Here is a 26,753-nt window from a genome sequence, read left to right on the forward strand (position 1 = left end):
TTCAGATCTCCATCGCGGCGATCAAGGCACTACGACCGCGACGGCGGCTCGCCAATCGGCGAGTTTCCGATAGTTGTCGGCGCGGCAAAACCGACGCAGCGCGACGCATCGCGTATGGTCGTATCATTCCCCACAGGTCCATAGCACGGGTATTCGCGGGCCGCTCAAAAGGCTTGGTCGGCATCCATCGTGCCTGCAGACGCCCGCGGCTTGGCAAGTTCGCACATCCTGCAAAGCAGAAAGCCGTCCATTCCATTCATGCGATTGACGATTTCGCGAAAGATTGGTCCTTCGAAGAGATCTTCGTATTCGTCGCGCAGAAGATTGCCCAGGATATGACGCCGCTCAAAATCCATGCAGCACAGAGTAATGTCGCCGTTTGGGAGAAGGACATTCCGATACTGCTGCTTGCCAACACATGAAAGAGTTCCAACGACCGGCTGTCGTGGTTTGATGATATTCGGATCAATACGTCCTTGCCTGCTACTCAGCGGCCGCAAGCACTCGAGCGTTTTGGCGGGAATGATGTCGGCGAGATCGGGATGGACTCTGCCCAGGACGACGAATCGAATTGAGGGAATGTTTGCCTCGACCAGTCGACGCATGACGTTGAGATAGGTCTTTCCGACGAGGCGGCTGTTCATGTAAGTGCCGTCATCAAGAACGTGCACGATGAAAGCCTTGAACTGCAGCATTTGCAAGCGCCGGACGTCACTCCCATTCATCCCGACAAGGGTCGTGAAAATTCGGATGTCATGGCCGCGTGCGTAAGCATGCTCAACCATCCTGGTGCACTCCGGATGCAGCCAAGGCTCCGAGTAGCCGGCAAAACTGATGTCGGTAGCGGTTGGTACGCGTGCCAGACATCGCTCGAAATCTTGAAGACCCAGGTGTTTGGCTTGGGACACAGGTCTTTGGTGATCGGCGAACTTGTCCTGAGGGCAATAAGAACATCGGACGATGCATCCTGCGGTCGTGGTTATCTCCAATACCCTGCCACCAGGATTGGCTGCGCGTAAGTTCTGTAACACCATGGGGTATGCCGTCATTCTGTCTGGTCCTTTCAGGTTCCGGAGCAAGAAATGCCGGAGAAGGAGCGCAGTGTTGAGTGCGCGGGGCTTGCTTTGCTGCTCACGGATTGCAAATCCAAGGTGGGCCGGTTGGCGAATGCCCTAGACGAAGCTCTTATGTCATCGCCAACAATGCGCCGAGTTCGACAATCCGCTACCGAAGGTGGGAGCCTCTACCCCGGTGTCGACTGGCCTCCCAACGCGCCGACTGCCGCTTAGTATCCTGGGCCGCCACTGACATCCTCGTTTCGAGTAGGCACACGCCAGATGGTGGGCTGGTGGCCTCACCAGGAGGGGCTACGGAGACGCTTCCGAAATCGTGACGATGCGGAACCAGCATCTGACCCGGCCAAACGGGACATCCTATTTTCTCCCGACGGCGGCGCGGGTTCCGGACCCCTCTTTTCATTAGTCGCGCAGGCGACAGCCCTCGCGAACGGTCCGGACGATCTGAATGTGGTGGAGCCGGCGAGCATCGCAGCCCTTGACGCCGATCGTCCGCGAAAGCTTCCTGTCCCGTCAAGATCGCAAGTTGCTAGTTAGGATGATGGATAAAGCAGGCTTGTTGCCACGTTGTAGAACAAATTGCCATATTTCGGCAGAGCGGTGGTGACCGACTGCGTCGATGACGATCAGTTTTCGCAATTGTCACCGCACGATCCTCCGGCCAACAGGTAACTACTTCAAGTGTGGCCGTGAGGAGCCAAAGACGTCGGCTTTAGCCATTGTAAAGAAGAAGGAAGCTGCGGTCACATTGCGTCCTCTTTGATAACTCAAGCAGCGATGCAGCTGCCATTGGGCGATGCCTGTGTAGCGGTGGTAGTGCTCATCCATCCACTGGAGCCGATCGATTTAGAAAGTCAATGCGATCCTTACTGCCGGACATGGTAGGGGGAGGCTGTCTGCACTTTGGGATACTCTGTTCGAGCGACGACCCGCTCGCAACCAAAAAGGCTACGGCAGCTCGAACCATGAATCGCGACCTGCGGATCCGCAAGCTTTCGAGAGAGAAAATTCTGCGGAGAGGATCATGAAAACGCGATTGGCAGGCTATAGAGCCGATAATGCGTGTCATATGCCGCTGAGCAATCTGGATGTAAGCGAAGCCAAGCGCTTTCAGGATGACAGCATATGGGGCTGCTTCGAGCGGTTGCGAATGGAAGATCCCGTTCACTACTGCCACGGCAGCCCTTATGGTCCATATTGGTCCATAACGAAATACCGAGATATCGTCGCGATAGATACAAATCATAAGACATTTTCGTCAGAGCGAGGCATCACAATTGTCGATGTGCCGGACAAGCACTGGACTCAAAGTTTCATCAAGATGGGGCCTCCCAAACATGGCGAGCAGCGCGCTACTGTAAGCCCGATAGTCGCGCCGGAAAATCTGACGAAGCTCGAAGGCTTGATCCGCCGTCGGGCTAGAACGATTCTGGACGGCTTGCCGCGGAATGATACCTTCAATTGGGTGGATATGGTCTCCATTGAGTTGACGACGCAGATGCTCGCCACGTTGTTCGACTTTCCATTTGAGGATCGGCGGCTCTTGACCTATTGGTCGGACGTAGCTGTTGCTAATCCGAAAGTAGGTCATGCGATCGACAGCTGGGACAAGCGAAGCACGATCTTGTCCGAGTGCTTGGATTATTTCACGCGGCTTTGGAACGAGCGCGTGAATGCCGAGCCCCGCTTGGACCTGATTTCCATGATGGCACACTCGCCTGCAACTCGACACATGGAGCCGAGCGAGTTTCTCGGGAATCTGATTCTGCTGATCGTGGGCGGGAATGATACCACGCGCAATTCGATTACCGGTGGCCTCCTGTTCATGAACCAGCACCCCTCCGAGCTGCGAAAACTACGCGATAACCCCAAGCTGGTGTCGAGCACGGTGTCGGAGATTATTCGGTATCAGACGCCCATCGCACATATGCGGCGCAACGCCGCGGCCGATATCGTCGTGGGTGGGAAACAAATCAGGAAGGGCGACAAGGTCGTCATGTGGTATATCTCTGGTAACCGCGACGAAGAGGTCATCGAGAACGCCGACAGCTTCGTCATCGACCGCAAGAACGTGCGGCAGCATCTCTCCTTCGGATTCGGTATCCATCGTTGCGTTGGGCGACATCTTGCGGAGCTGCAGTTGAAAATCCTCTGGGAAGAAATCTTGAATACGCGGCTGGAGGTCAGGGTTGTCGGCGAACCCGAGCGAATTGCGTCGAACTTTGTGCACGGTTATTCCGCTCTCCCTGTGCAGATTAGAGCTTAGGCTGTGATGCTCCGGCTTGAGAGTCGCCCAGCAGCACGGTTTCGTCCCCTCTTTAACGGCTCTCGTCGCTGCACAGTACCGAAAGCGGTTGATCGGCGTGAAGGAATGACTGCATCTCGGGAACCGGGCAGCCATCGGACAGGCGTTGAAGTGACCTGCGAGCAGCGATGAACGGTGGTGCCCAGCACTGATTGATCCTCTCACTGAGAAGCAGACGACAATGACGACCGATATGTCAGCCTACGGTGTGGCCGACCTACTGTCAAAGAAGCCTCTTCAACCTCGCGAAACGTCCTCAAGGAGCAGTTGGCGGAATATTCCAGGCGGCAGCCACCGTAGCCGGTGACAGGCAGCGCCCATGATCAGCGCGCCCCGCCGCCAGCAACTGTCCGCCGTTCCTTTCAAGCTTACGCTCTAGCAGAATGTCAAAATCATTGCTCGTGGGTCGGCGCTACGCCACACCCGGACACTACTGAAACGTCGGAAGGTAGCCACACTTACGTCTCATCGGCTGATGGTCCGCGGTAAGCGGTATTAGCTACGACGTCTGCGGTGATCAGCGTGCGTAGCGGATCGGCATCCAATATTGGCGCAAGGCCTCGACGGCCGCTGGGATGTCGGCGTGAGCGTTAGGCAGAAAGTTTCTGGTCCCGCGACCGCTTTGTGGCGCTCCGAGCCGCGGACCGCTCTGATCATCGCGACTGTGCAGCAGGATGGGCAGCAGCAGGCCGTGATTGACGTTGCCGGCGTCCAGCAACGGCGCCCACGCGGACAGTCTGAGCTGCACCGCGGCATAGAAGCCCTGACACCAGGGGCGCGGATCGATATCGCCATTGACTTCGCGCCGGTGCATCGGCTCGAACCGATCGGGCGCGGTCGAGAGGGTGTTGCTGATGTCGTTGTGGCGCAGCGCGACGGCGGAGATCGCGGCGAACTCCGGCGTGCCGCCATGGTTGAAAGCGTCGGCGTCGATCGCGAGCAGCGGGCAGATCCAGTCGATCGGGCTCATCGACACCGGTCCGGCGACGATCGCGGCGGCATAGCCGTCGAGCATGGGAATGCTGGTGGCGGCAGGATGCCGATTGCGAGCCTGGAGCCATCGCTCGAGCTCCGCAAGCGGCATCGCGGCTGACGCCATCGACGATGTTGTTTTATGGCGACGCGCGCTCATGCGGCAGCCTGTGTGGTGCGATGGCGCGCCGCCTTCCAGTTCCAGGCGAGCAGCTCGTGCAGTTGATGGCTTTTGGTTCGCCCGGTGCGCGTGATCTGCCGAAGATACTTGCATTCCCGTGGTAGCTACATGGTAGCTTTGCACGATCAACAACATTTCGGATTCGTCTAAGTGTCTGAATTATCTGGTACAGTTGGGTGGGCCCGAACCACCGACCTCCTGTTCCACAGGAAGTAACCGTGCAGGAAGTCAGGGCATGATCTACTTCGGTACACTGTTCTAGGTCACCTCCACGGCCATCTTCGGAAAAGGAACCCGTCACGGCTCCAACGCGACCTGCAAGCCCTCATTGCCTTCAATATGCACATAACGGGGCCCGATCGGCCGACCCCTGCCGCTGGCGACGGTGACAATGTCTTCCAGAGGGGTGGCGCGCGCATCCATCTCAGGGCGGGACAAGAGCAGATCGGCGTGAAACAGTCCTTCCGACTCAAGAGCGGTAGCATCGACGCCAAGAGCCGCCAAGGTGGCCAAGCAACTTTCAAACTCTTCAGCATCGCGAAAGCGACGCTGGATAAATGTCGCACTGGTAAGACGTTCTGTCACAAGGCCACGCTTTGCGAACGTCGCAGCCAACGAATCAAATGGGAACATTCGTAGCACGAAGGAGATGATCCATGGACGCTTCTCCGTCGCATCGAGAATCTTACTGAACGTCTTCTCGGTAACGTAGCCGATGCACCCCGTCGACATGATCACATCAGTGGAGCGGATGATAAGCGCGCTGTCCGTCGATAGCGTCTCCTTTTCAAGATCAGCGACAATGCCCTGCTCAAGGAGACCAACAGCTGTTGCATAGCTGATCGCCGGCGCCGATACATCGAGACCGATAAATCGCGCGAGTCCGACATCAGGCCAAGCCGCATAGAAATTGCGATCAAGACGCACCAGTGTCTCAGAACTGATTGCCCTCATCTCGCGCCGAGCGTAGCGATGACGCAAGCCCCCGAACGTCAGTGGAAACCGATGCACCGCCGCGTTGATGCCGTATGAACAGCCGACGTCAAGCACGGTCGGCTTAACGCCAGTTGCCGATGCTTTCGCTGCCAGAATCTGGCGCACAACCGGCTCAGCCACGTCCGGGATCATATAATCGAGTTCGCCCAGGACAGAGAAATATGCCCTGGGATCATCCGAAGCATAAATATCATCGAAGACAGCTTTAGACCGATTGATACGCGGAAAATCTACTCGCAACCCAATGCCTCCTATTTCATTTTGCAAGCCAGTCGACGGCTGTGCCTTCAAGCGACTCGGTGCCTTATCGCAGAGATTGGCCGACGCATAAACCCCACTGCTTTTTCAGTCTCGCTTCATGAAGTAGGGGGCTTGCCTGCTAGTACGTTTGTCTACTATGGGAGTTTTTGGGATGCGCTGCGCTTTTCCGGCTGAAATAGACTGTGCGAGGCCATAGACTTCCCGGCCCTCTTGCAACCGCTTATTGTCGATCTTTCGGCAACGGGACTCCGGACTGAAGTGATCCACGCTCCTGATATGACTTGTCAGAGCTTGATATCGGCGGTCGATCCTCGGAACACCAAAGACGAAGATGGCCTAAGTAAACACTTTAGCGATCTCCGCCAGGGGCAGGAAAAGCCGTCGTCCAGACACTACTAGTCGCCGAAAATTATGCGCCTCGTAAAAGCTCCTTGAGGCCGCCTCATTGGCCTCAACTATAAAAGCATAAGTACATTTCGAGCTGCGCAGCGTGCGGCCAGGCAACCATGCTCGCAAGAAACCAGGGCACTTCGCGCTCCAGTACGGATCTGATGCGGGAGCAGCATTCGCTGGGGCTCTCGGAGATCGGCCGACGGTTCTGGACCCATCTGAGGTGATGCGCCTTCCTGGAAGGCGGTCGCTGGTGCTGTTCCGCAGCGATGCGGTGCGTTATCCGGTTCTTGCGTCCAAGGTCATCCGAGGCCTGCTGCTTGCTCGTCCGACACGCTGGAATCGAATGCGTCGTCGATTTCGTCGCGGAGGAGTGATGCTGGCTTGGCTTGGGTGTTCGACGACAAGCGCCAACACACAGTCGAGGTCTCGTTCGTCTAGTTCTTGGAGCGCCACTGTGGTACAAGGAACATATTCTATAATGAAGATTATGCGAGTCGCCGACGTGCGCCGGTGGCATGGCGTAATTTCGATCCCTATTTCGGGTCTGGGATAGCTTGGGCGATTTCCTTCATGCGTTGAAGACACGTGCTCGCTAGCGGCCGCCATTCGTCAGCGATGGCGAGTTCATCAAGCTGCTGGCGCAGGAATTCTTCTGATATCCCAGACAACCTATCGCAGATTGCGCGTTTCAGGTGAGCCACGTAGTGCAAGTTGTCGCGCAGCAAATCCGGGAAAAGAGAATCGACGACCACGATATCGAAGACATCGCGTATCTTGAGCATGTTTCCGCGATAGTTCAGCTTCTTAAGCGCGATTTCGACCGGATGCTCTACTTCTATGGTGTGCGAGGTGCCTGGCCTGACCTCGATCGTTTTCCATTCGACAGGAAGCTCTGTCACCGAGCCGGCAACGATAAAATCAATTTCACCCTCTGGATAGACAAGCTTGAGATAATGAGCTGCTTCGTCGTAGGCGTCGCATGCCCAGACCTCTTCGCCTCCGAGACGCGGCGACATTAGAGCGACGTATTGCGGATCGTCGATGAAGGCATCGATGTCCTTGCTGAGGCGGTGGCCGCTGTGGATCATCAACGCGGTACCGCCCCCGAGCACCCAATCGGGAACGGGCTTTCCGTTCGCTCGAAAGTGGTCTAGACCCGCAACTGTTCTATCGAGCAGAAGTTGCCAGTGGGACAAGCTCGCTCTCCAAATCAGGGTTGTACTCGCCCGTCTTGGTTTTGATGAGAACGTATGCCTTGGCGAGTTCGGACTTGGAGATACCGTGTAGTGCTGCAAAACCGAAAACCAATTGCGGCGATACGTCGGTAAAGAACGTCGTTACATGGACCCGCCAGTCGGCGAGCTCGGCCCGCGCAATGCACTGGTGAAGTATTGCCGCGCTGATGTCTCGCTTGAAAGGTGCATTGACGGTCGCCAATACAAGTTTGTCCACGGCCGAACTGCCTTCGGCCCAGCCAATGTAGTGTCCCTTCTCCGCCACGAAATCCATCCGCCTATCATAGGATTTTTCTCAACCTTAGTCGACCTTTGGTTGACCAGTAGGTTAAGGTTTCCCGACTGACCTAAGCCACGTAAATGGCTGATTGTTCCACTAATTCGGTACGGCCGGCTCAGATCCCCTACTCCGACCGAGAACCTAGTTCGGGTCCGCCGGGGCATCACAGCGATGAAGCTTTTGGCGTCTGCCACCCTTGCCCAAAACTTCGCGCCTTCGGACCGAGGCTGCCGCCGCACCGGAGCGGGTCGAGCTTTCGCAAAGTTGAGGAAGCCCGGGACGCAGCCTAATGATCTGCGTTCGGATTGCGGTGCTGAAAGGACTGACATGCGCCCTCCTTAGCTAATGAAGGGTGCGCAGTCAGCTGCTTATCGCGAGACCATCGGGAGGAGCGTTCGGTACAACGCACGCACGTCGCCTGTGCCTCTGAGCTGCCGTTTCGGTTTCACAGCTCAAGCCGTTTGAATGCACCTGAGATCTTTGCGCGGAGAACCAAGAGGTCCGCGATCTCCGGCAGATCCCCCTCCGCACAGATTGGCATCGTCGCCCGGTCCTGCATCCCCTCTCGCTCCTCCCGGTCCACCCGCTCCACCTTTGGGACATGATAAAATCGGGCTCGTAAACTCTGACTTGACGATATCGCAACAGAAGGCCAACGCATTGATTTCATTGGGTCGCTGGAGCGTTAAAGCGTGAACGAAAGGCAGATTTATCTGTGCTCTTCCATAGCAAGCCTCAGAGCCTTTGGGATGCGCTGCGCTTTTCCACCTGAGATAAACGCGACCCGTACACGCGCCGAGACCAAGAGATCGCCCCCGCGCCTGCACTCCTGCAGCAAGCCAATCGACGCGCCTCTCACCTCTTGCGGGACCGTGACAATGTCAAGGAGGTCGTCCAAGACTGCCGGTTTTAGAAAATCGATTGTCATCGGACGGACAACGAAGGCGAAGCCCGGGGCATCGTTCCACGTTTCCTCGAGCAGCGCTTGCTGATTGGTGCCGAGCAGGCGCAAGTAATTCGTTCTGCCACGTTCCATGAAACGCAAAAAATTGGCGTGATAAACAATCTGGCCGCAGTCGGTATCTTCGAAATAGACGCGGACCTGCATGTAATGCCGTCCGTCTCGAATTTCGCCGTTAAGAGAGACTGTCACAGCGCGGTTCCTCTTATTGCGCGTACTCCGGCATTGGCCATGCCCAGCATGCACGCGCCGGATGTGTCGCACGTCAAGAGCGGCATGCCGCCTGTCTCGCCCCTTGACGCGCGACGCAGCCGGAGCCTCGTTTCTCAAGCGCGCGCAGCCTTCGCAACGGCCCGATCAAGTGGACGTACGCGACCGAAAAGCCTGCGCCAAGATGGCGAGCGCCTGTCCCTCGGCCCTTCATTCGTCTAGTCAGCTTCTCGAAAGCTAGCCCCCTAGGATACGAAGGCGGGACCCCGGAGATGCTCGTGACCTTCAAAGCGTTGGCTCTAAAGCTAAGGGATGAAATACCGAACGATCCCGAAAAGGCGATGGCGGTGCTGCTCGGCGAAATGCTCAAGTCTACCACAAAGAAAGACGTCAAACGTGGCCGCTAGCGATTTCTAGCTAGGCGAAGACCAGGCTATCGCGGTCGCGCAAACGCACGCGGTTCGTACACTTCCACCGGCAATCAACGTGCGCCCGAGAGACGACGCTAATCGCTTGTGATTGCCCATCGCGGCAATAACGAAAGGACTCGGACTTGAATAAGCATGGACATCAGACACGTCTCAATCGCTGCAAGCGTACCGGCGCTTGCTAGGAACATCTCTTTCGCCGAATGCTCCAATCTCTGAGCGAGGAGTGCGTGGTATAGCCGGCCGCTGATCTCGCAAACGACAGGCCCGCTCGATGGCACAAGTCCGCGCAACGGCACTCGCATCAGACCGGCGTCACTTATTGAGCGGCGACGTCATTCCGCACAGGCACATTGACCAATGCGCAGTACGTCCAGGGCTCGCGCTTGACGAACATGTGCACGTTTGCCACGAGGTGCTCTTGCGTTGGGTTGCTGGCTCATCTGGTCAACAACAGGTCCATTTCCTCCCCGCGCCGCCTGCCCGCAAGAAGAGGTCAACATAGGCGCCCTTAAGCTGCTTCCGCTGCGGCAGAAACATGAGTTTGGCAGTTCGTCGGACACACTCTGGCGCAGGCGCCGCAGCCGATGCAGGCGCCCTGATCATTCATCACCATAATTTTCTTCTCGATCTCATCGTCATCGTCGTCGAGGTCGACAAGCTCACCCTTCTCGTCGATCCCCTTCAATGTCATGACATCGCGACCACAAACCTTGAAGCAGCGACCGCAGCCGATGCATTTCTTGGCATCGATTGAAGTCAGGTAGTCCGGCGTCCAGTCGCGGCCGTCGCGCGTTGCAAATGACATGATTAAATACCTTTACGCCTTTTCCAGTTGCTTTAGATCCTGGCTCTTGCGCTCGAGTTCGGCAAAGGCATCATGCGCCTTCTGCGCCACGGCCATGATCGAGGTCCAGTTGACGGGCAATTCCTCCGAAAGGTCGTGCAAATCCATTTTGGCCTGGATCGCTCTTGCCGACAGCTTCTTTAATTCTGCTTTCAGTGCTTCACGATCGCTCATGAGCTCCCCTCAATAGTTCGCCACGTCGGGAAATTTCCGAATCATGTTGATGCCATCCCTGACATACTTGTCACCCTCGTCCGCAAGCTTCGCGAGATTGTCGAACCCGAAGCGATGCACATCGCGCAGCTGCTTGTTCACCGCTATGAGCCGCCCTCCGATCAGCACCATCCGACCAAAGCCTTCATGGTGCATCTTCAGCATCGGCTGGATCATCACGCCGGTCGCCTTCTCGATCGAGATCCCGACCGCATGGAAGAACAGCTCCAGCCGCCAGACCGTATCAGGATCCGGATCGCCGACGATCGGCAGGGCGCGCCGCTTCTCCTTATCCAGGATATAAGGTTCGAGCAGGTTGAGATCGCTCTTATTCTCCCAGGCGCCGTTGGTGTCCTGAGCACGCCAAATCTTGACCAACTCTTTGACGAACGGCGCATCGAGAGCGATATTGGATTGCACTATTTCGCCGCCCTCAGCCATTTCATCCTCATTCGTCGAAATCGAATGTGCGCTTTTGATCCTTCGCCAAAGCTTTGCGCAGCCAGGGCGGCGGCGTCCCCTTCAGCACGCGCTCGAGCTTTTCGAGCAGTACCAGGATGTTCTCGGGCTTGTTCACCTTGATGGGATGAATATTATTGGCCACAACCCGCGCTGCACCGGAGCCACCGATAGCGGCGACATAGAGGATGGTGCAATCCTTGATCGCCTCGATCTTCGGCGCAAGCTTGTCCTCGTCGCCGTCCTCTTTGAGATCGCCGTCGAACTCAACCACTTTCAGGAACACGTGCCCACTCGGCGCGACATCGTAGATGGCGATGTTCCTGGCCCAGCCGAAATGCGCATCGACGCGCCTTAGATCCTGGGTCGCGAATGCAACCTTCATGCAATCGACCTTTCTGTTGGGTCGATGAAGCTACGGCGGCCGGACCTTACGGGCAGTGTCGTGGTCCGCCAGCTATCGGGCGTAGGCTGATGGTTCTCCTCTCGATCGGCGATCACGAGATTGGCGATATCGAAGATCAGATCGCGCGTGCCACGATAGCCGACGGATAGCTGGTGTCCTGCGCCGATCCGATCGAACATCGGAAAGCCCGCACGATAAAACGGAATCTTCAGCCGCGCCGCCGCTTGCCGGCCATGCGAATGCGTGATCAGCAGGTCGCAATTCTTGCTCCTGGCAAGCTCTTCCAGATCCTCCAGGTCGCCGATCAGCACCTCCGGAATCTTGATCCGCTCCAACACCGTCGACTGTGTGGTCGTCACGGCCGCAGTCACCTGAGCGCCCATCTCGTGCAGCATGCCGGACAGGTCGAACAAGAGGTCAGGCTCGGCACCGATCGCAAGTCTGCGACCGCCGATATGGAAGTGCGTATCCAGCATCGAATCAGCGAGCTGCCCGCGCTGGCGCCGATATTTTAATGGCACAGGGCGGTCGCTGATCTCACTTAGAAAAGCAATGAATTCATCATTGGGAATCAGGCCGCATAGTCGCTCGAACAGGCGAAATGGCACCCCGGTTTTAGCCTGCATGGCTTCAGCCGCCCGTCGCATCTGCGCACCGATGGCAATGGTCCAGCCGGCCCGGCCCATCCTCGCGACTTCGTCGACGGCGATGCCGCCGATGGTTGTCGGTGTAAACTCATCGGGGATATGCCCATCCAGCGATCCCGCCAGATCAGGCAGGAAGGATGGCTGCAGCCCGAAGTCCTCAAGGATGGTTCGGAGTTCATCGAGATCACCCGGCGTGAGGTGGCATCCTGGAAGGACATTCACCTGCATGGGATCACGCAGGGCCTTGACCGCAAGCGGCTCGACCAGCACATCGACCATGCGCGTGACAGTCTTCTCCCAGCCGTCCTGAAACGCATCCTTGAAATCGGGCGTCGAGACATAGATCAAAGGCAACTTGGCGAGTTGCGGATGCTTCTCGCGGATCAGCTTTATGTAGGCGTCGACGTCGTCGCCATTGGTTTCGGTCACCCCGGTCGAGCAGATCCCGATGATCTTTGGCTTGGTGCGATTGTAGATATTGAGTATTGCCTGCTCCAGATTTTCGTAGCCGCCGAGCACGGTCGCGACCTCGCTCATCGCGGTGGTCTGCAGCGGCACCGCCTCCTTGAAGTGCCGCACAAACAGCGTGAGCCCGAACGATGTGCATCCTTGCGAGCCATGTAGAAGCGGCATCGCCCCGCGCAGCCCCATGAAGGCGAATGCGCCGCCGATCGGCTGGCTCATCTTCAACGGGTTGATCGCGCAGGCCTTCTTCGGCATCGTGACGATAGCCATGACGCCTGCCTATTCCACGGCCTGTGGCATGGCCGGCGACGAGGACGCCAGAATGCCCTCGATCCGGCGCTTGCAGCAGCCACCAACCGCATTGGTGTGCTGCCTGACTGCCTCGACGCTGGTCAGGCCATGCGAGCGAATCGCATCCTCGATCGTGCCGAGATCGACCGCGTTGCAGAAGCAGATCTTTTTCGCTCGATGAGACGCTCCCGCAAGATCGGAGGCGATCTCTGTGGCCTGCCGGTGCTGCGCGATCGCCTTGGCCAGCACGTTCCAGGGCGCCGGTCGACGCAGCTGCTCCCACATCGGATTGGACAGCGATTTGTCGATCTCCTCGACCAGCTTTACCATTCCGACATAGCCCATATAGGCGTGGCAACGCTCCTGATTGATATCGATCCAGGGCATCGCCGCTTTCAGCGCGACAAACTGCGACTTGCCGCCCGAGAGCATGATGTCCGCTTTCGCATCCTTCAGCATCTTGTACATGTCGCGCGGCGTCATCTCCTCGATCATGTGGCCATCCTGCCCCATCAGCTCCTTGATGCGCCCCTTGTCCTCTCTTGTAGATTTCTTCACGCTGGTCCCGACCAGTTCGAATCCGGCTTCCTGAAGCGCAGCAACAATTGACCAGGATTTCACGCCGCCGGTAATCAACAAGGCCTTCTTGCCTTTGAAGCGCGGCTTATACGGCTCGATTGCAGCCCAGGCCCGTGCTTCCTCGCGCGCGATCACCGCCTCGGTGCGTCCAATCAGATCGTGCGGCGCGCCGCGCTTGACCAGCAGTCGTGCAATCTCACGCAGGGAGGCGCTTGAGTCCTGGATGCCGTAGAACGAGCCTTCAAAGAATGGGATGTCGTAGCGCTCCTCCATCTTTCGCGCGACATTTATCATCGCCTTCGAACATACCATCATGGCAGCGCGCGCCCGGTGCGACGAGGCGACCTGGCGATATCTTCCATCACCCGAGATGCAGGAGAGGATGCGGATACCGAGTTCGTCAAACAGCGGCTTGACCTGCCAGAGCTCGCCGCACAGATTGTATTCTCCAATCAAATTCACGTCGTAGGGCGTGGTAAAGTCAGGCTCTTGCGTACCGATGACATGCTCGAGCAACGCCTCGCCAGCGAGCTTGTTGCCGAGGTTCTTGGAACCGACGAATCCCGGGGAATTGATCGGGATAATCGGCTTGCCGAACCTCTGCGAAGCCGCCTTACAGACCGCGTCGATGTCGTCGCCGATCATGGCGGGGACGCAGGTCTGATAGACGAAGATGGCCGCCGGGTCGCACTTTCCGATGATCTCCTTGATCGCTTTGTAGAGCCGCTTTTCGCCCCCAAATACGATATCGGTCTCGGTCATATCGGTTGTGAATCCGGTGCGCCACAGGTTCGAGCCCGATGACGCCGTGCCTCGATTGTCCCACGAATTGCCTTCGCAAGCGATCGGGCCGTGCACCAGGTGAGCGACGTCGGTAAAAGGCTGCAGCGCGATCTTGGCACCATCAAAGGCGCAGCCGCCCGCGGCGCTGCCCGGCTGCAGCTGCTTGGTACAGCCATTCTTGCGCTCCGCCTCCGACTTGTTGGCATTCTTGGCGCAGCCCGGCTCGTTGAAGATGTCCTGGACCGTGGCCGGTAGCGAACTCATCCGTCTTTCCTCATAACCGAAGCTGTCTGCAAGGATCAGCCCATCATGCGCTCGGGCCATCGCCGATATTTGCCGGCGATGGCACGCGCATCAACGAATGATGTCGAAGCTATAGTCGGTCTTGCCTAGAACGTTGGTCTTCTTGTCGATCTCGTCGAAGATCTTGTCGAGGATCTTCACCAGCACGTTCATGCCGCCCTGATAGCCCCATACCGGAGAGCGGTGATGGTGATGCCGATCAAAAACCGGGAAGCCTATGCGGATCAGCGGCGTGCCCGTGTCACGCTCCAGATACTTGCCATAGGTGTTGCCAATCAAGAAGTCGACCGGCTCGGTGAACAAGAGCGAGCGCATGTGCCAGAGGTCTCTCCCCGGATAGGCGTGGCAGTTGTACCCAAACGGCGAGCTCGCAAACAGCGTCTGCATGCGCTCATCCCACGCCTTATTGCCATTGGTGGACAGCACATGGATCGGCTCGGCGCCGAGTTCGAGCAGGAAGGCCGCCAACCCATAGCAGAGATCTGGATCGCCATAGATCGCGAATTTCTTGCCGTGGATATGCGCGCTGGAATCAGCCATCGCGTCGACCAAGCGGCCCCGCTCTCGCGCCAGTTCCTCCGGGATGTCCTTTCCGCTAATGCGCGATAACGACACGAGGAAGTCATCCGTTGCCGATACGCCCACCGGGTAATTGAAAGCCCAGACATCCTGGCCATGGTCAGCGATGAACGGCAGCGTCTTTTCCGTACACCACTGCTGCATCGAGATCGTCGCCTTTGCGTGAACCGCGTTCGCAGCGTCCTCCAGCGTGGTGCCGCCGTCATACATCCGGAACTCGCCGTCGGTGGGCGTATCGAAAACTTCGGAATTGTCGGCGAGGATGGTGTATTTGATACCCATCACTTCGAGTATTCGCTTGATTTCGCGCAGGTTACCGACGGTATAGCCGTCGAAGCCACCGATGACGTTGATCTTCTCGTTCGGCTTGCGCTCGAGCTTCGCCGCTGTTCCGGCCTTACCGTCCCAGAAATGCTCCAGGATGCCCTTGAGCGCATTGTCATAGCCGGTGACGTGGCTTCCGACGAACGCCGGAGTGTGCGCGAAGGGCACGTCGAAATTCGCCGGAACCGAACCTTTTTCCTTCGACGTTTTGATGAACGCGTTGAGGTCGTCACCGATCACTTCGGCCATGCAGGTGGTGGAGACCGCGATCATCTTGGGTTTGTACATGTTGTAGCTGTTGGCCAGCCCGTCGATCATGTTGTTCAGGCCGCCGAAGACCGCAGCGTCCTCCGTCATCGACGAGGAGACGCAGGAGCTCGGCTCCTTGAAGTGCCGTGACAGATGGCTGCGGTAATAGGCGACGCAGCCTTGGGAGCCGTGCACGAAGGGCAGCGTACCTTCGAAGCCGACAGAGGCGAACACCGCGCCGAGAGGCTGGCAGGCCTTCGCTGGATTTATCGTGAGTGCTTCCCGCGCAAAATTCTTTTCGCGATATTCGGTGGTCTTCGTCCATTCCTTGATTCGTTCGACCTCAGCGGGGTCGCGTGGATTTTCGAACATCTTCTTGTTGGCCAGCATCTGCTGGTATTCCGGACCGCGGAACAGGTCGAAATGATCGAGCACGTGTTCTGCACTCTGCGCCATTGGTAAGACCTCTTAGATAACGTGATTGATGTTGCTCGGCCCTCGGCAGAGAGCGCGGTTACTTGTGTTATTCTGCAGCCAGGAGCTGCGGCTTCGGGGCGCCCTTCCATGGCGCCTTCATCTTCTTCCAGATCGGTGAATTGACGGCCATGTCCATGTCGCGCGCGAATATCGCAAACCCGTCATAGCCGTGATATGGGCCCGAATAGTCCCAGGAGTGCATCTGCCGGAATGGAACGCCCATCTTCTGGAACACGTATTTTTCCTTGATGCCTGAGCCGACCAGGTCGGGCCGAATCCTCTCGACGAAGCGCTCGAACTCGTAGCCATTGACGTCGTCGTAGATGAGCGTGCTGTCCTTTACGTAATGCTGAGCGGTGCGCTGATAGTCGTCATTGTGGCCGAACTCGTATCCGGTGCCGACGACTTCCATGCCGAGGTCCTCGTACGCGCCGATCACATGACGCGGACGCAGTCCGCCGACGAACAGCATCACAGTCTTGCCTTCCAGCCGCGGGCGATATTTGGCGATCACGGCGTTGACGAGCGCCTGGTACTTTTCAATCACCCGTTCAGCGCCCTCCTTGATCTTGTCGTCGAAATACCCGGCGATCTTGCGCAGCGATTCTGCGATCTTCGAAGGCCCGAAAAAGTTATATTCGCACCAGGGAATACCGAATTTCTCTTCCATGTGGCGCGAGATATAGTTCATCGAGCGGTAGCAATGCAGAATATTTAGCTTTGCCTTCGGCGTAGCCTCGAGTTCGGCCAGTGAGCCGTCGCCGGACCACTGCGCAATCACGCGCAGCCCCATTTCCTCCAGCAGAATTCGAGACGACCAGGCGTCGCCGCCGATATTGTAGTCGCCGATAATCGCGACATCGTAGGGCGTCGGCTCGAACGTTAGCTTGGTCTCGGGCCCGCTCTTGTCGAAGATCCAATCTCGCACCGCGTCGTTGGCAATGTGGTGGCCGAGCGACTGCGACACGCCGCGAAAGCCCTCGCAGCGGACCGGCACGATGGTCTTGCCGCCATATTCCTTGGACTTCGCTCTGGACACCGCTTCGATGTCGTCGCCGATCAGGCCGATCGGGCATTCCGACTGGACGGTGATGCCGTTGTTGAGCGGGAATAGCTCCTGGACTTCGTCAATGATCTTGATGAGCTTCTTGTCGCCGCCGAACACAATATCCTTTTCCTGGAAGTCGGAGGTGAACTGCAAGGTCACGAAAGTATCGATTCCCGTCGTGCCGGCGTAATAGTTACGGCGCGAGCCCCACGAATACTGGCCACAGCCAACCGGGCCATGGCTAATATGGACCATGTCCTTGATCGGTCCCCACACCACCCCCTTGGAACCCGCGTAGGCGCAACCGCGGATGGTCATTACGCCGGGTATGGATTTGAGATTAGACTTGACGCCGCAGTCCGACTTGCCGGACTGGTGGACGTTGAGGTGCTTGGCGCGCCGTTTCGCGGTCTTCTCCGGATAGACCTTCAGCACCTCCTCGATCAGCTCTTTGTTCCGGGCTCTGATTTCTGCGATGCTCTGGGTCGTGGCGAGACTCATGCGGATGTCCTTCAAAGGTTTCCTGTTGCAATGGCGGCTCTTGGCCAAGACTTTTGCAACGAGCGTGCCAGCGCGGCGTGAACGCAAAAAAGAGCGCCTTTGAAACCAGTTAGCGCGCTGCGTGCGGCGAGATTGAATGTTGTTACGAACGCGACATCGCGCCTTGTCCGGAAAGGTTCTCGTCCGGTCCTGTTGGGAACAAAACAACGGCGGGCTACGGGTGACATTGCACCGCGTATTCAAAATCACTTGCGCAAACGGATCTAACAACCACAGAGAACAAGTATTTCGGGATAACGAGCGGAGGCTGCATGTAATAACAATCTGCACCTAAGCAGCGCTCGTGGATGAGCGCGATCGCGCTTATTTCGGGAACGAGCGAAGACAAGGGTCAAATCGGGCGATCCTCGGCCGCAGCTTCACCGAGCCAGACGTCCTTGTTGAGTAACTGCGGAAGGATGAGGCCATCGCCGAATCCGACATTTATTTCTACCCGTCCCCAATCAGCTCGGGTGGCCTACAGCCCGCACGTGATCGAGGCCATTCTGACGCACGTCGCACCCGCCCTGGGATGGCGCTGAGCCGAGATGCTCTACTCGGGCTTGTTGAATAATAGCCAGGGATGTCACGACCTGAAAGGTCGCCGCGGCTGTGCGGCTTTGCTGAATCCTCCGCCCCCTTGAGGACGTCCTCAATGACTCCCGGTCACCGTTTCGACCCACGCCTAGTGAGCCAACGACCCGCACGCCTGTTGCCTGCCGACACCGAAGCAGATCGACGAATTGGCGGACGCTGTCCTTCGGATCAAAAAATGGAAGCCGATGAGGGTTCGAATTTGGGAGCCGGTTGACAGAAATGCCGACCGGCATCTCTCCGGCCGCGAAAGCGGCCGAGATTGTAGACGAGAGCGGGGCGCCCCTTGCGGGATTCGACTAGGCGAGCAGTCTTTGCTCGATCAGATGATCGTGCAGCGGCACTTCGCAATACTCTCCCATCTTCGCAGCATCGGCCTCGACCCTGATGCAGCAGAGTTTGATATACGTCAGTACCTCAGGTCCGCGGTTGCCGAAAGCACACTTCGCGCAAGACAATCGAGCGGACGATCACGATCGCCCGGCGAGCGGCAAGAGCATCACGAAAATCCGGGAGCTCGAGCGGCGGGAGCCGCTTTCTCGTCTTCCTCCGGTTCGTCCTCGACATCGTACTTCAGGTTCGACAGCATGCTGCGGCACGTGCTGGCGACATATCCCTCGATCTGTTGGTACGTCGGGGACTTCTTGACCGCATTCATTTCGGCGACCACGCGGGGCAATGTGTCGAGAACAGCTTGAGACAGCGAAGCGACCCTGCGTTTCACCTGGGTGGCTGACAGCGCGTTTTCCTCGGCGAAGCGATCCCAGTGTCTCGCGCTGATGTAGCGGCCACGATTCCTCCCGGCGACCTTCATCGCGAGATTCCTTGTCACTCCCTCATAGATTTCGCCGTTCATCACATCGTAGAGCGGAGCCATCGTCACGGCACCGCTTGCTTCGAGCAGCAGGGAGTAGTTCTTTGCGTGCGCGTCGACGTTTCCGCAAAGGACATTGAAGACCATGTAATCGATGAAGCGGATCTTGTTCGCGGCCGCATTGCCGGTTGAGGTCAATACGTCGAGGCAGGCCATCAGTCCCGGACCGGGTTGCTTCGTCTGCGGATTCCATTCATATTTGAGATGCGGAATGTAGCCCGTCGCTTGGCAGAAATCCTCCTGATGGATCCTGCGAACCCGCCCACTTCGGACCGGTCTGTCGTAGCGCTTAACCAGCAGGTATTCGACGTCCTCCGCCTTTCCTATCGAACATTCCGCAACGGGCAGTTTCACCGCCGCGGCCAGGCGAAGGCAGAAAGCCTCGTTCTCGACGGCGGAGTGGAATCTCTTGTTGGCCGGCTTGAGGATGTGGGTCGTCGGCATCCCGTCCAACGCCAGCCCTATCGCACCGTCCGGATATTGGACGACGGGCAACTTGTCCTCAGCGCCGGCCAAGGACATGTGGATGCCCTCTTCTCCGACGAGAAACGGTCTCTCCGGAAGCCTTCGAATGGTCTCTGCGAGCTCGGCTTCGGTCAGCTTCCGGTATCTCGGATTTCGCTTCGGCCTCTCCTCCAGAGGACGGGATATCGCGAGTGCGCCGGGAAGGTCTTCTCCCATTTCTTCCAGCAGAGCGAAAACATCCGTTTCGGGAATGCGAAGGATCGCTCCGATTGTCTGGAGCGTACGGCCCTCCGGAAGCAGATTTTGGAACCAAGTGTAGACGACGTCCGGCTCATGCATACGACGACCCAGAGGCATGCGTGTGGAGACCGGAAATCCGTTGGGGTTCGACATCCATGCTTCGTCATAGACGAATTCGATATCATGGACGGCCTCGGTTCGCCGGCGAATGCGGCCGACCAACTTGTCCTCGTACCGAACTTCGAGACTGTCTCCGGCTACGGGCGGAGACTTTTCCTGGATTCTCATAGGGCAGGTGTCGGGTTATCGGGATCGAAGATACCTTCCTCATCGTCCGCCGATTGGGAAAGCGACGGGGGGGCTGGCACCATGTCGGCTTGGAGCGATATCCCGAGCGCCTTGAGCAGCCTGAGTACCAGGCCGATTTGGCTGGTTTCCTTTCCGCTCTCGATATCGACTATGAAACGCACGCCTACGTTGGCGGCCAATGCAAGGTCTTGCTGCCGCAATCCGAGTGACTTCCGCCGCTGGCGGACCAAGGTTCCAAGGGCCGATGTATCCGGAATATCTGGCATAGTAATTTTCCCGAACGGGAATATAAATCGAATCCGTTCTGATCCCAAGGCTGAATTTCCCGACCGGTAAAATTTAGGTCTATAGCCGGCCGAGGCACCTCATTTTACCGGCCGGTAAAATTGCGAGGTAATGTTCTAAGTTCTAAACGGAATCTTACCGAGCGGGAAATCCACCGGTTTGATGAGGACCAGTATCAGCAGCAATTCAAGGCCAGCACCCGAAATCCAGGGTCGCGTCTGATAGGGCGCCGCGCTGCTGCTGCTACGCCGTCGGCATTCACGTTGTGCGCGGTGGGCAGCGGCAGCTTCCGACGGAATTTACGGCCGTCCGACGGACACTGTCATAGACGATCACTTCAGCCTGGCTCCGGCGGCGTGATATCGCAGACCGCATGTCGCCTAGGGAACAAGGCCGTCAAACCTTGCGGACTTGGTGGGCGCCGGATGCGCCAACTAACCAAGCCTGCAGGCCGCGTCCCGGCCCACTCTGGCTCAGCAACACCATCCACGTCGCTGAGGCTGACCAGTGCTCACCTTCGTCGGCTACGGCGATGCACAGTTCTTACGTAGCCTCATCGCCCTCCTGACCCAATCCTATCGGACCGCCCGGTCGCCGAGATCCTGGCACACTCGCCCGCTCATGAGAACAGCTCCTGCGCCCTGATAAGCGCGTCCGCTAGCGCATCGATCTCTTCATGCGTGTTATAAAGGGCGAAGGAAGCGCGGCACGTTGCGGGGACGCCAAAGCGCTGGTGCAGCGGCATGGCGCAATGGGTCCCGGCGCGCACCGCTACGCCGGCGCGATCGATGACGGCTGCAAAATCGTGCGCATGCGCGACTTTTAAATCAAAGGAGATAATCGCGCCTTTCTCGGCCGCTGTTCCGATGATGCGCAGCGAGTTGATGTCCCCCAGCTTGTCCTGCGCGTAAGCGAGCAGTGCGCTCTCGTGCTCGCGAATCTGGGCCTTGCCTATTGAATCGATGTAGTCCACGGCAGCGCCCAGACCGATCGCCTCGACGATCGGCGGCGTTCCTGCCTCGAACCGGTGCGGCGGATCAGCATAGGTGACAACCTCACGCGAGACCTCACGGATCATCTCGCCACCGCCATTGAAGGGCGGCATCGACGCCAGATGCGCATATTTGCCGTAGAGCACGCCGATGCCGGTTGGGCCGTACAGTTTGTGGCCCGTCATCACGTAGAAATCACAATCAATGTCGCGGACATCGACATCTAGATGGACGCATCCCTGCGAGCCATCGACCAGCACCGAGATGCCGCGAGCATGCGCGATTTTCACCACCTCTTTCACCGGCAAGACAGTGCCGAGCACGTTAGACATCTGTGTGATCGCGACCATCTTCGTGCGTTCGGTCAAAAGTCGCTCAAACTCGTCGAGGAGGAAATTGCCCTCGTCGTCCACTGGCGCCCATTTGATGACCGCGCCGAGGCGTTCTCTCAGAAAATGCCAGGGCACGATGTTGGCGTGGTGCTCCATGATCGAGAGAACGATCTCATCACCCTGGGTGATGCGCTCACGGCCGAAGGTCTGGGCAACCAGATTGATCGCCTCGGTGGCGCTTCGGGTGAAGATGATCTCTTCAGTCCGACGTACGTTCACAAACTGCGCCACCTTGCCACGTGCGCCCTCATACGCCTCAGTCGCGACGTTGGCGAGATAGTGCAGGCCGCGATGCACATTGGCGTATTCGCTGGAGTATGCCTGCATCATGCGCTCGAGCACCGCCTTCGGTTTTTGCGCGGATGCGGCGTTATCCAGATAAATCAGCGGCTTGCCATGGACCCTCATGGCCAGCGCAGGAAAGTCCTCACGCAGTCGGTTGACGTCATAAGCACCATTGCTAACCGCAGGGTGCGTGATCATCGTCGTGCCTCCAGCCAGCGTTCAGCTTGCGTGGCCGCAAAATCGCGCAGGCTCTCGTTGGCAATTCCCTCAATCGCCTCGCCCAGGAACGCCTGAATCAACAGCGCCTGCGCATCGCTCTCGGACAGACCGCGAGCGCGCAAGTAAAATACGAGACCCTCGTCCAGCGCGCCTGACGTCGCGCCGTGGCCGCAGGTCACGTCGTCGGCAAAGATTTCGAACTCCGGCTTACTGTCGGCCTCGGCCCGGTCGGACAAGAGCAGCGCCCTCGTTATCAGCTTGCCGTCGGTCTTCTGCGCGTCCGGACGAACGATGATTCGTCCCTGGAACACCGAGCGGCCACGGTCATCGACGACCGCGCGGAAATTCTCCCGACTGGTGCAATGCGGCACCGCATGATCGACCACGAGTGTGGTGTCAGCGTGCTGCTTGCCCCTGATGAGGTTGACGCCGTTAAAGGAGAGCTCGGCCCCCTCGCCCGTCAGCGTGATGAATCCTTGATAACGACTGACGGCGCCGCCGTAGGTCATGTTGAACAGATTGAGTTTCGCATTGGCGCCCACCGCGATAATCCCGGACGAGATATTCACAGCGTCAGCCGCATCTGCCGCAACGCGAAGATGCGAAAGGCCTGCCTCATCACCAACCAAGACGATTGTCGTATTGTTGGCTTGATAGCCGCACGCGCTTTCGGCCGAGACAAAGCTCTCCACCACGGCCGCACGCGCGCCCTTGCCGAGTTGCAGATACGAGCGTGTAAAGCTAGATGCCGAGCATCCGGTTGCGACGTGAATGATCTGAATGGGACGGCTCACCGCGTAGCCCTCGGCGATCGTAATCACCACGCCGTCGGTCACCATCGCGGTGTTGAGAGAGATCATTGCATCAGTCGTGGTCGACAATACAAGGCCGGCCATCGCGCCGTTGGCCGAATTCTCTAAAACCTCGCGCAGCGTCCGTACATCGACGCCTTTTCCAAGCTCGGTGACATCAGATAGCCGAGGGGCGAATATGCCATCAACCAGCACCAGCTTGATTGCCTGCTCGACTGCCGCTTGGTCGACCGCAGCCTTTGCCCGCGCCAGCGCAGCACCGTCCGGTATCGGGACGAGCGGCAGCACCTTGCGCATCAGCACTCGAAGATCGGTGTATTTCCATTCCTCAATGCGGCAATGCGGCAGGCCGGCACGCTCATAAGCCTCGAATCCCCTTGCACGGATGTGGGCAATAGGGCCGGTGCCGGGCAAACGTCCGTGCGCGGCGGCGAAGACACTGCCCACCGCGCGTCCGGCCTCAGCTTCAGCCAGAACCAGGTTCATCGGAAAAATCCCTTGGGCGGTCAGGCGGCGTCTTCGAATTGGGCGTAGCCGGAGGCCTCGAGCTCCAGCGCGAGCTTTCTGTCGCCGCTCTTGATAACGCGCCCTTTCGACATCACGTGCACGACGTCCGGTACGATGTAGTTCAGAAGCCGCTGATAATGGGTGATCACGATCATCGCGCGGTTGGCCGAGCGAAGCGCGTTGATGCCTTCGGCTGCAATGCGCAGCGCGTCGATATCGAGACCCGAATCTATCTCGTCCAGGATGCATAGACTCGGCTCGAACAGCGTCATCTGCAGCAACTCGTTGCGCTTCTTCTCGCCGCCGGAAAAGCCGACATTGACGCCGCGCTTCAGCGTGTCCAGCGAAATCTTGAGCGAACTGGCAACCTGGCGGACTCTTTTCAGAAAATCCGGCGTAGAGAGCTCCTCTTTGCCGCGCGCCTTGCGCTGGGCGTTGAGCGCCGTGCGCAGGAAGTTCATGGTGGCGACGCCGGGGATTTCAACCGGATACTGGAACGCAAGGAACACGCCCTTCGCGGCGCGCTCATCCGGCTCCATCGCGAGCAGATCTTCGCCCTTGAATCGGATTTGGCCGGCGGTCATCCGATAGCCGGGCCTGCCGGAGATGACGTGGCTGAGCGTGGACTTTCCGGACCCGTTCGGTCCCATGATCGCGTGCACCTCACCCGCATTGATCGTGAGATCGAGCCCGCGAAGAATTTCGTGGTCCTCGACATGGACATGCAGATCTCGGACTTCGAGTAACGCCATTCTATCTAATCCCCGAAATACGTCATCCGGAACGGCGAGCCGCATTCGGCAGGGCTCGCGGGACGTACAATTATCCGACTGATCCCTCGAGCGAAATCGAGATCAGCTTCTGCGCCTCGACCGCGAACTCCATCGGCAGTTGCTGCAGCACATCCTTGACGAAGCCGTTCACGACAAGGCCGACCGCCTCCTCCTGCGACAGCCCGCGCTGGATGCAGTAGAACAGCACGTCCTCCGAAATCTTCGAGGTCGTGGCCTCGTGCTCGAACGTTGCCGAGGAGTTCTTCGCCTCGACATAGGGCACGGTGTGCGCGCCGCATTTGTCGCCGATCAGGAGCGAATCGCAGGCGGTGTAGTTGCGTGCGCCGGTCGCCTTGCGGTGGGCGCTGACGAGGCCGCGATAGGTGTTCTGCGACTTGCCGGCGGCGATGCCCTTGGAGATGATGCGGCTCGACGTGTTCTTGCCGAGATGGATCATCTTGGTGCCGCTGTCGACCTGCTGATAGCCGTTCGAGATCGCGATCGAGTAGAACTCGCCGCGCGAATTGTCACCGCGCAGAATGCAGCTCGGATATTTCCAGGTGATGGCGGAGCCGGTCTCGACCTGGGTCCAGGAGATCTTCGAGTTCTTGCCGCGGCAGTCGCCACGCTTGGTGACGAAGTTGTAGATGCCGCCCTTGCCCTCGGAGTTGCCGGGGTACCAGTTCTGCACCGTCGAATATTTGATCTCGGCGTCGTCGAGCGCGACGAGTTCGACCACGGCGGCGTGCAACTGGTTCTCATCGCGTTGCGGCGCGGTGCAGCCCTCGAGATAGGAGACGTAGGAGCCCTTGTCGGCGATGATCAGCGTGCGCTCGAACTGGCCGGTGTTGCGCTCGTTGATGCGGAAATAGGTCGACAGCTCCATCGGGCAGCGCACGCCCGGCGGCACGTAGACGAACGAGCCGTCGGAGAACACCGCCGAGTTCAATCTCGCGAAAAAGTTGTCCGAGATCGGCACCACGCTGCCGAGATATTTCTGCACGAGCTCGGGATGCTCGTGGATCGCCTCCGAGATCGGCATGAAGATCACGCCGGCCTTCTTCAGCTCCTTCTTGAAGGTGGTGGCAACCGAGACCGAGTCGAACACGGCATCGACCGCGATCTTGCGGTTGACTGTCGGCTCGCCGCCCGGAGCGGGCTCCACGCCCTCCAGGACCGCGACCTCCCGCAGGGGAATGCCGAGCTTCTCGTACGTCTTGAGGATTTCCGGATCGATCTCGTCGATCGACGCGAGCTGCTTCTTCAGTTTCGGCGCCGCGTAATAATAGATGTCCTGGTAGTCGATCTTCGGATAGTTGACGCGGGCCCAGGTCGGCTCGGTCATGGTCAGCCAGCGGCTGAACGCCTCCAGGCGCCATTTCAGCATCCAGGCCGGCTCGTTCTTTTTTGCTGAGATGAAGCGGACGGTATCTTCCGACAGTCCCTTGGGGGCCTTCTCGGATTCGATCAGCGTCTCAAACCCATATCGATACTGGTCGACGTCGATGCGCCGGACGCGCTCGACCGTCTCTGGTACGGCTACCATTGCCCGCTCCGCTCGCGCAAGAATGGTTCCCGCCCGTTCCAGCAACGGCTGCGGCACGCTCTCTTCGCGGCAAATGCGATCGCGCAAGTCACAGCCAGCTCGGCGCCGGCAACCGGCCCAATCAGGCAACCAATCAGAAGGGCGGCCGCCGCCGATAGCGTCTCAATCCTGTCACGCGTCGCGGCCTCGCTCATCGGCTGCTCCGTTATGCGGGCACGCAGGTGCCGGGCACCGGGCAGACAACGGCGCATTGCGGCGTGTCGAACTGCCCCGCGCATTCGGTGCATATTGTCGGGTTGATTACATACATGTCGTTCTTGAGGCTGATTGCGGCGTTTGGACATTCGAACTCACATGCGCCACAGACGGTGCACTGGGACGCGATTATCTTGAAAGCCATCACTGCGATCCGTGGGCAGGAGATGCGGAACGGCGTCTTTCTTTCAAGTCTCGTGCCAAACTACCGAGGCTTGGTTTATCTCACCTATTTTCCGTCGCGCAGATGTCGCGGCCTCGACAGCGTGTCGCAAGCTCGACAGTGGGGATCACAGACGCTTGATCTCGATGGCGCACTGCTTCAGCGTGTAGCCGATCGGGCGCCGGTCAACCCGAGCAGGCGAACCGCCTTCGTCTGCTACCAACACTCGCCCATGGCCCCAGTGACGCGGTTGCGGTCATCTTCGGCCGCTTCCCAAGTGCTCCTCTGCCTGCCGGCGACCAGGGCCGCAGCTTGCGGCTCCGATATCGGATCTGCGGCGACCGGGCAGATTTTGAGTGGCGCGCGCGAGTTTGAAGTTCTGCGCGCCCCATCAAAGCAAATGCCCGACAGCAAGGGGCCGGGCATTTATCTTTTGCCTAAAGCGCGATGAGATTAGGTTGAACCGTCATCGCTCTTTAGCTTCTTGTTTGAGCATGATCTTTTCGGAAAACCGCTTCACACTTTTCCGGATCA

The 26,753-nt window shown here is 58.3% G+C and carries 24 protein-coding genes and 1 pseudogene; 4 read left to right on the forward strand and 21 right to left on the reverse strand.

Translation table 11 applies throughout. The features are described 5' to 3' along the window. Positions 1 to 164: 164 nt before the first annotated feature. Complete coding sequence (locus ACFFWD_RS31410; protein WP_376972013.1) at positions 165 to 1,049, reverse strand: radical SAM/SPASM domain-containing protein; 885 nt, start codon at positions 1,047 to 1,049, stop codon at positions 165 to 167. Positions 1,050 to 2,100: 1,051 nt separating this feature from the next. Here ACFFWD_RS31410 and ACFFWD_RS31415 point away from each other — a divergent pair. Further along, a complete protein-coding gene (locus ACFFWD_RS31415) occupies positions 2,101 to 3,342 on the forward strand; it encodes a cytochrome P450 (RefSeq protein ID WP_376972015.1) in 1,242 nt (413 codons plus the stop codon). Positions 3,343 to 3,898: 556 nt separating this feature from the next. Here the strand turns inward: ACFFWD_RS31415 and ACFFWD_RS31420 are convergent. From ACFFWD_RS31420 to ACFFWD_RS31440, 5 genes are all read right to left on the reverse strand, one after another. Then, the gene (locus ACFFWD_RS31420) at positions 3,899 to 4,669 is read right to left on the reverse strand and encodes a UPF0149 family protein (protein ID WP_376972017.1); all 771 of its coding nucleotides are present in this window, start codon (positions 4,667 to 4,669) and stop codon (positions 3,899 to 3,901) included. Between the two features lie 162 nt (positions 4,670 to 4,831). Further along, positions 4,832 to 5,662: a class I SAM-dependent methyltransferase gene (locus ACFFWD_RS31425; RefSeq protein ID WP_376972323.1), complete on the reverse strand. Its 831-nt coding sequence runs from the start codon at positions 5,660 to 5,662 to the stop codon at positions 4,832 to 4,834. Positions 5,663 to 6,717: 1,055 nt separating this feature from the next. Then, the gene (locus tag ACFFWD_RS31430; protein WP_376972020.1) at positions 6,718 to 7,380 is read right to left on the reverse strand and encodes a nucleotidyl transferase AbiEii/AbiGii toxin family protein; all 663 of its coding nucleotides are present in this window, start codon (positions 7,378 to 7,380) and stop codon (positions 6,718 to 6,720) included. Then, positions 7,352 to 7,693, reverse strand: coding sequence for a hypothetical protein (locus ACFFWD_RS31435; RefSeq protein ID WP_376972022.1), 342 nt, complete (start codon positions 7,691 to 7,693; stop codon positions 7,352 to 7,354). Before ACFFWD_RS31435 ends, ACFFWD_RS31430 begins: the two co-directional genes overlap by 29 nt. Before the next feature lie 715 nt (positions 7,694 to 8,408). Continuing rightward, positions 8,409 to 8,852 (reverse strand): YbgC/FadM family acyl-CoA thioesterase, encoded by a 444-nt coding sequence (locus tag ACFFWD_RS31440; RefSeq protein ID WP_376972024.1) that lies wholly within the window; start codon positions 8,850 to 8,852, stop codon positions 8,409 to 8,411. Positions 8,853 to 9,148: 296 nt separating this feature from the next. Here ACFFWD_RS31440 and ACFFWD_RS31445 point away from each other — a divergent pair, with 296 nt between their 5' ends. After that, on the forward strand, positions 9,149 to 9,277 hold the full coding sequence (locus tag ACFFWD_RS31445) for a hypothetical protein (protein WP_376972026.1): 129 nt from the start codon (positions 9,149 to 9,151) through the stop codon (positions 9,275 to 9,277). A 532-nt stretch (positions 9,278 to 9,809) separates the two neighbouring features. Here the strand turns inward: ACFFWD_RS31445 and fdxB are convergent. The 8 genes from fdxB to nifD form a co-directional block, all read right to left on the reverse strand. Continuing rightward, positions 9,810 to 10,106 (reverse strand): ferredoxin III, nif-specific, encoded by a 297-nt coding sequence (fdxB, locus tag ACFFWD_RS31450; protein WP_376972028.1) that lies wholly within the window; start codon positions 10,104 to 10,106, stop codon positions 9,810 to 9,812. 12 nt (positions 10,107 to 10,118) lie between these two features. Beyond that, a complete protein-coding gene (locus tag ACFFWD_RS31455; RefSeq protein WP_376972030.1) occupies positions 10,119 to 10,319 on the reverse strand; it encodes a CCE_0567 family metalloprotein in 201 nt (66 codons plus the stop codon). A gap of 9 nt (positions 10,320 to 10,328) precedes the next feature. Next, complete coding sequence (locus tag ACFFWD_RS31460; protein WP_376972032.1) at positions 10,329 to 10,799, reverse strand: NifX-associated nitrogen fixation protein; 471 nt, start codon at positions 10,797 to 10,799, stop codon at positions 10,329 to 10,331. A 7-nt stretch (positions 10,800 to 10,806) separates the two neighbouring features. Continuing rightward, positions 10,807 to 11,202: a nitrogen fixation protein NifX gene (nifX, locus tag ACFFWD_RS31465; protein ID WP_376972034.1), complete on the reverse strand. Its 396-nt coding sequence runs from the start codon at positions 11,200 to 11,202 to the stop codon at positions 10,807 to 10,809. Then, complete coding sequence (gene nifN, locus ACFFWD_RS31470; protein ID WP_376972037.1) at positions 11,199 to 12,605, reverse strand: nitrogenase iron-molybdenum cofactor biosynthesis protein NifN; 1,407 nt, start codon at positions 12,603 to 12,605, stop codon at positions 11,199 to 11,201. Before nifN ends, nifX begins: the two co-directional genes overlap by 4 nt. A gap of 9 nt (positions 12,606 to 12,614) precedes the next feature. Beyond that, positions 12,615 to 14,252: a nitrogenase iron-molybdenum cofactor biosynthesis protein NifE gene (gene nifE, locus ACFFWD_RS31475; RefSeq protein WP_376972039.1), complete on the reverse strand. Its 1,638-nt coding sequence runs from the start codon at positions 14,250 to 14,252 to the stop codon at positions 12,615 to 12,617. A gap of 90 nt (positions 14,253 to 14,342) precedes the next feature. Continuing rightward, positions 14,343 to 15,899 carry a nitrogenase molybdenum-iron protein subunit beta gene (gene nifK, locus ACFFWD_RS31480; RefSeq protein WP_376972041.1) on the reverse strand — a complete coding sequence of 519 codons (1,557 nt, stop codon included), beginning with the start codon at positions 15,897 to 15,899 and terminating at the stop codon, positions 14,343 to 14,345. 67 nt (positions 15,900 to 15,966) lie between these two features. Continuing rightward, positions 15,967 to 17,469, reverse strand: a complete 1,503-nt coding sequence (nifD, locus tag ACFFWD_RS31485) for a nitrogenase molybdenum-iron protein alpha chain (RefSeq protein ID WP_376972325.1) — start codon at positions 17,467 to 17,469, stop codon at positions 15,967 to 15,969. 337 nt (positions 17,470 to 17,806) lie between these two features. Between nifD and ACFFWD_RS31490 the strand changes: the two are divergent. After that, positions 17,807 to 18,050, forward strand: a pseudogene (locus ACFFWD_RS31490) (LLM class flavin-dependent oxidoreductase); the annotation flags it as partial. Between the two features lie 551 nt (positions 18,051 to 18,601). Here the strand turns inward: ACFFWD_RS31490 and ACFFWD_RS31495 are convergent. The 7 genes from ACFFWD_RS31495 to ACFFWD_RS31525 all read right to left on the reverse strand — a co-directional run bounded on the left by ACFFWD_RS31495 (position 18,602) and on the right by ACFFWD_RS31525 (position 26,201). Continuing rightward, positions 18,602 to 19,969 (reverse strand): type II toxin-antitoxin system HipA family toxin, encoded by a 1,368-nt coding sequence (locus ACFFWD_RS31495; protein WP_376972043.1) that lies wholly within the window; start codon positions 19,967 to 19,969, stop codon positions 18,602 to 18,604. Further along, the gene (locus tag ACFFWD_RS31500; RefSeq protein ID WP_376972045.1) at positions 19,966 to 20,256 is read right to left on the reverse strand and encodes a helix-turn-helix transcriptional regulator; all 291 of its coding nucleotides are present in this window, start codon (positions 20,254 to 20,256) and stop codon (positions 19,966 to 19,968) included. Before ACFFWD_RS31500 ends, ACFFWD_RS31495 begins: the two co-directional genes overlap by 4 nt. Before the next feature lie 638 nt (positions 20,257 to 20,894). Next, positions 20,895 to 22,142 carry a cysteine desulfurase gene (locus tag ACFFWD_RS31505; RefSeq protein ID WP_376972047.1) on the reverse strand — a complete coding sequence of 416 codons (1,248 nt, stop codon included), beginning with the start codon at positions 22,140 to 22,142 and terminating at the stop codon, positions 20,895 to 20,897. Further along, positions 22,139 to 23,461, reverse strand: coding sequence for a Fe-S cluster assembly protein SufD (sufD, locus tag ACFFWD_RS31510; RefSeq protein WP_376972049.1), 1,323 nt, complete (start codon positions 23,459 to 23,461; stop codon positions 22,139 to 22,141). Before sufD ends, ACFFWD_RS31505 begins: the two co-directional genes overlap by 4 nt. A 20-nt stretch (positions 23,462 to 23,481) precedes the next feature. After that, complete coding sequence (gene sufC / locus ACFFWD_RS31515; RefSeq protein ID WP_376972051.1) at positions 23,482 to 24,234, reverse strand: Fe-S cluster assembly ATPase SufC; 753 nt, start codon at positions 24,232 to 24,234, stop codon at positions 23,482 to 23,484. 70 nt (positions 24,235 to 24,304) lie between these two features. Further along, positions 24,305 to 25,801 (reverse strand): Fe-S cluster assembly protein SufB, encoded by a 1,497-nt coding sequence (gene sufB, locus ACFFWD_RS31520; protein WP_376972053.1) that lies wholly within the window; start codon positions 25,799 to 25,801, stop codon positions 24,305 to 24,307. 205 nt (positions 25,802 to 26,006) lie between these two features. Continuing rightward, complete coding sequence (locus tag ACFFWD_RS31525; protein ID WP_376972055.1) at positions 26,007 to 26,201, reverse strand: 4Fe-4S binding protein; 195 nt, start codon at positions 26,199 to 26,201, stop codon at positions 26,007 to 26,009. On the opposite strand from ACFFWD_RS31525, the gene ACFFWD_RS31530 reads away from it, so the two are divergent. Beyond that, positions 26,191 to 26,670: a hypothetical protein gene (locus ACFFWD_RS31530; RefSeq protein WP_376972057.1), complete on the forward strand. Its 480-nt coding sequence runs from the start codon at positions 26,191 to 26,193 to the stop codon at positions 26,668 to 26,670. The two genes, ACFFWD_RS31525 and ACFFWD_RS31530, sit on opposite strands and share 11 nt — an antisense overlap. The last annotated feature ends 83 nt before the right edge of the window (positions 26,671 to 26,753 follow it).

It is taken from the genome of Bradyrhizobium erythrophlei (assembly GCF_042430365.1).
In the GTDB taxonomy this organism is placed as follows: Bacteria; Pseudomonadota; Alphaproteobacteria; order Rhizobiales; family Xanthobacteraceae; genus Bradyrhizobium; species Bradyrhizobium erythrophlei.

Excerpts from the sequence above, each read along its gene's own strand:
- ACFFWD_RS31420 (WP_376972017.1), bottom strand. The coding sequence starts at position 4,669 with ATGTTGTTGATCGTGCAAAGCTACCATGTAGCTACCACGGGAATGCAA.
- sufD (WP_376972049.1), bottom strand. The coding sequence starts at position 23,461 with ATGAACCTGGTTCTGGCTGAAGCTGAGGCCGGACGCGCGGTGGGCAGT.
- ACFFWD_RS31500 (WP_376972045.1), bottom strand. The coding sequence starts at position 20,256 with ATGCCAGATATTCCGGATACATCGGCCCTTGGAACCTTGGTCCGCCAG.
- ACFFWD_RS31425 (WP_376972323.1), bottom strand. The coding sequence starts at position 5,662 with ATGATCCCGGACGTGGCTGAGCCGGTTGTGCGCCAGATTCTGGCAGCG.
- ACFFWD_RS31415 (WP_376972015.1), top strand. The coding sequence starts at position 2,101 with ATGAAAACGCGATTGGCAGGCTATAGAGCCGATAATGCGTGTCATATG.
- ACFFWD_RS31455 (WP_376972030.1), bottom strand. The coding sequence starts at position 10,319 with ATGAGCGATCGTGAAGCACTGAAAGCAGAATTAAAGAAGCTGTCGGCA.
- nifK (WP_376972041.1), bottom strand. The coding sequence starts at position 15,899 with ATGGCGCAGAGTGCAGAACACGTGCTCGATCATTTCGACCTGTTCCGC.
- nifN (WP_376972037.1), bottom strand. The coding sequence starts at position 12,605 with ATGGCTATCGTCACGATGCCGAAGAAGGCCTGCGCGATCAACCCGTTG.
- nifE (WP_376972039.1), bottom strand. The coding sequence starts at position 14,252 with ATGAGTTCGCTACCGGCCACGGTCCAGGACATCTTCAACGAGCCGGGC.
- nifD (WP_376972325.1), bottom strand. The coding sequence starts at position 17,469 with ATGAGTCTCGCCACGACCCAGAGCATCGCAGAAATCAGAGCCCGGAAC.
- ACFFWD_RS31435 (WP_376972022.1), bottom strand. The coding sequence starts at position 7,693 with ATGGATTTCGTGGCGGAGAAGGGACACTACATTGGCTGGGCCGAAGGC.
- sufC (WP_376972051.1), bottom strand. The coding sequence starts at position 24,234 with ATGGCGTTACTCGAAGTCCGAGATCTGCATGTCCATGTCGAGGACCAC.
- sufB (WP_376972053.1), bottom strand. The coding sequence starts at position 25,801 with ATGGTAGCCGTACCAGAGACGGTCGAGCGCGTCCGGCGCATCGACGTC.
- ACFFWD_RS31525 (WP_376972055.1), bottom strand. The coding sequence starts at position 26,201 with ATGGCTTTCAAGATAATCGCGTCCCAGTGCACCGTCTGTGGCGCATGT.
- ACFFWD_RS31460 (WP_376972032.1), bottom strand. The coding sequence starts at position 10,799 with ATGGCTGAGGGCGGCGAAATAGTGCAATCCAATATCGCTCTCGATGCG.
- nifX (WP_376972034.1), bottom strand. The coding sequence starts at position 11,202 with ATGAAGGTTGCATTCGCGACCCAGGATCTAAGGCGCGTCGATGCGCAT.
- ACFFWD_RS31495 (WP_376972043.1), bottom strand. The coding sequence starts at position 19,969 with ATGAGAATCCAGGAAAAGTCTCCGCCCGTAGCCGGAGACAGTCTCGAA.
- ACFFWD_RS31410 (WP_376972013.1), bottom strand. The coding sequence starts at position 1,049 with ATGACGGCATACCCCATGGTGTTACAGAACTTACGCGCAGCCAATCCT.
- ACFFWD_RS31505 (WP_376972047.1), bottom strand. The coding sequence starts at position 22,142 with ATGATCACGCACCCTGCGGTTAGCAATGGTGCTTATGACGTCAACCGA.
- fdxB (WP_376972028.1), bottom strand. The coding sequence starts at position 10,106 with ATGTCATTTGCAACGCGCGACGGCCGCGACTGGACGCCGGACTACCTG.